The organism is Frigoribacterium sp. PhB24, from assembly GCF_003755185.1.
Taxonomy (GTDB): domain Bacteria; phylum Actinomycetota; class Actinomycetes; order Actinomycetales; family Microbacteriaceae; genus Frigoribacterium.
Genome location: NZ_RKIC01000007.1, coordinates 1 through 3,066, shown reverse-complemented (window position 1 = coordinate 3,066; position 3,066 = coordinate 1). Strand labels below are relative to the sequence as shown.

The following is a 3,066-nucleotide window of genomic DNA, read 5'->3' as shown; positions in this document are numbered from 1 at the left end:
TGGCTATGTCAACTTAGGCCGGACCCACCAGGGCAATCTAAGCGGGACCCAGGGCGCTGTGTAGCGAGGGATACTGGGGTATGCGCGTGGAGATCCTTCATATTGATGAGTGCCCGAATTGGGTCGAGGCCGGGACACGGGTCGAGGCGGCGTTGGCCGAGCTGGGTCGGGGAGATGTTGAGGTGACGTATCGGTTACTGACCGACAGTGCCCAGGCGGCAGTGGTCCCGTTCGCTGGATCGCCGACGATTCTTCTCGATGGTGTGGATGCGTTCCCCTCGGATGGTCGGACCTCCGAGCTGGCGTGCCGGGTTTACCGCACTGACACCGGCTTCGCTGGGGTTCCCTCTGCTGCGCAGCTCATCGAGGCGATCCAGAACCACGGCTGACTCTGGGCTGTTCTCACCCCAGGGGTGCCCCTCGTCAGACGCTGGTCGCCGCCGATGCGGCTCGTTGTTTCTGAGTGTGGGCAAGGCGGTAGGAGTCGGTGCCGGTTTCGATGATGGAGCCGTTGAACGTCAGCCGGTCAACGATTGCCGCGCAGAGCCGCGGGTCGGTGAAGGTCTTCGTCCAGCCCGAGAACGACTCGTTGGAGGCGATCGCGATGGAGTTGTTCTCTTCTCGTTCGGTGAGGACTTGGAAGAGCAGTTCCGCGCCTCTCCGGTCAAGTTCCATGTAGCCGAGTTCATCGATCATCAGCAGGTCGACCCTCCCGTAGCGGGCGATGGTGCGGGCCAGGTTCTTCTCGTCGGCTGCTTCGACGAGTTCGTTCACGAGCCGGGTGGCGAGCGTGTATTTGACTCGGAACCCCTTCTCCGCGGCGGCCGTGCCGAGGCCGATCAGCAGGTGCGACTTGCCGGTGCCGGAGTCACCGATGAGGCAGAGGGGCCGCCCCTTCCGGACCCAGTCGCCGGTGGCGAGGGTGTTGATGGTGGCGGGGTTGATGTTCGGGTTGGCGTCGAAGTCGAAGTCCCCCAGCCACTTGTCCCGCGGGAACCCGGCCGCTTTGACACGGCGGACGGAGGAGCGTCGGTCGCGGTCGTCGCACTCCGCCAGCAGCAGCTCCGCCAGGAACCCCTGGTAGCTGAGCTGCTCTTTATTCGCCGCGGTCGTGGCCTCGTCGACGACGGCGCGGATGGTGGGGAGGCGAAGCCGGCGGCAGGCCTGGTCGATAGCCGCGGTCGCGGCTTCTTCGGTCAGTCCGCGTCTGCGACGGAGAGTGGTGGTGATGCTGGTTGTGGCGGTCATGATCCTGTCCCCTTCTGGACCGTCGGTGCGGTCTCGGGCGTCGTCCGTTCAGGTAGTCGAAGCAGCTGGTCGTAAGCGGCAACGGAGGGCAACGGTCTCGTATCGGCCGGCAGCCCGGCGATGACAGCGGCAGGGTCGGCGAGGCGGCGCTGGGTGAGACTGACAACCCGCCGTTCGGGACCACGCGCCTGTTCGACGCGCGGACGGGCCAAACGGGACCCACCCAGCGCTTCATGCCGACGCGCCTCGACCGCGACGACGTCAGCGGTCACCGCGCCGACGGTGAGAGCCGCGGTGATGCCGGCGACGATGTTCTCGGCGTCCATCGATCGGTGCAGCAGGAGAACGTCGATGAGTGCGCGAGTGCCGCCCGCGTCGCCGTCCGTTTTCCGTGCCGCCGCCCAGAACGCTTCGTGCGCGGCGGTGAAGACACCGGACGCCCGCGCGTGAGCGAGAGCGGTCGAACCGGGGAGCGCTCCGGGTTTGCGCAGCAACACCTCGAGGTAGTGGTCGAGGTTGACGCTCTGTCCGTGGAGCGCCACGACGCGCGGGTGCCGGGCGATCTCGGTGCGGCCGTCGAAGATGATGACTTCCGATGCCCGGAGCGAGACCCGGACTGGGCGACCGATGAACCGCGCTGGAACCGAATAGGACGCCATCCGCACCCGGACCAGGCTGGATCGACTCACCCGCGGCGTCAGCGATAGGCCCGGTTCGAACCGCTCCGGGGTTATCGGTGCCAATAGCTCCCGCTCGAGCGCGAAGTCCTGAGCGACTGTGCGGATGCGGTCCCCGATCCGGCGGTCCTCGTCGTCGAGATCCCACTGCCGGATCTTGACGTTCAGCTCCGCGAGCGAGTCGACGACAGGCATCGGCGAAAGGTGGGTGCGGCGGAACCGGCCGACGTCCCCTTCAATGCCGCCCTTCTCGTGAGCGCCCTCGATCCCGGGATGGCAGTAGAACGCGTCGAACCCGTAGTGCGAGCGGAACAGGAGCCACCGCTGGTTCTCGGTCCGCTGTCTCCCGGTGCCATAGATGACTTTCACGACGGCGTCGGTGAGGTTGTCGTAGCGGATGTGACGGGTCGGGATCCCGCCGATGTCCTCGAACGCGTCGATGTGACCCTCGAGGAACGCTTCCTGCGCCTGCGTCGGATAGATCCGGTGGATCGCCTTCCCCGAATGGGAGAGGCGGAAGGCGAACATGTGGCACTTGGTCTTCACCCCGGCCAGCACAACCCAGACCTCACCGAAGTCCACCTCGGCTTCCGCGCCCGGCGCGTGCTCCTGCGGAATAAACACCTCCGGCAACCGGCCCGCCTCCAGATCGATCTCTGGCCGGCGCCGCCGGACGTAGTCACGGACCGTTGAATACGACAGCTCCGCCGCGCCGTGCTCCTCGGCAAGGCGAGCGAATACGCGCCTCGCCGTGTGGCGCTGCTTTCGAGGGGCGTCGAGATCCTCGCGGAGCATCTCATCGATCGCCGACTTGAACACGTCCAACCGTGGCGCCGTCCGCACCCGCGGTTTCCGGGACGGCGGTTCTGCCTGCGCGAGGGCCTGGCGCACGGTTGGCCGGCCGACGCCGTGTCTTCGAGCCAGCTCCCTGATCGAGAGGCCGTCCACGCGCGCATCCCGTCGGATCCGCGCGAACAACTCCACCCGAGACTCCATCCGAAACCTCCACCTTGAGCAACGAAAACACGTTGCGACAACGGTGAAGGTGGGTCCGGCTTAGATTGCCCCAGACACCCCGAAACACCCGAAGTGGGTCCCGCTTAGATTGCCCTGGTGGGTCCCAATAACGCTGCCATAGTCA

Annotated in this window: 3 protein-coding genes; 1 reads left to right on the top strand and 2 read right to left on the bottom strand. The window is 66.3% G+C overall.

Annotation, left to right across the window (positions count from 1 at the left end):
* Positions 1-80 precede the first annotated feature (80 nt).
* Complete coding sequence (locus EDF50_RS00605; RefSeq protein ID WP_123517410.1) at positions 81-389, top strand: thioredoxin family protein; 309 nt, start codon at positions 81-83, stop codon at positions 387-389.
* A 34-nt stretch (positions 390-423) separates the two neighbouring features.
* Here EDF50_RS00605 and istB read toward each other — a convergent pair whose 3' ends face one another.
* Both istB and istA read right to left on the bottom strand, forming a co-directional pair.
* Entirely contained in the window at positions 424-1,248 is an 825-nt protein-coding gene (gene istB, locus EDF50_RS00600) for an IS21-like element helper ATPase IstB (protein WP_123517408.1), read from the bottom strand.
* Positions 1,245-2,921, bottom strand: a complete 1,677-nt coding sequence (gene istA / locus EDF50_RS00595; RefSeq protein ID WP_123517407.1) for an IS21 family transposase — start codon at positions 2,919-2,921, stop codon at positions 1,245-1,247. The genes istB and istA overlap by 4 nt, the downstream gene beginning before the upstream one ends.
* Positions 2,922-3,066 lie beyond the last annotated feature (145 nt).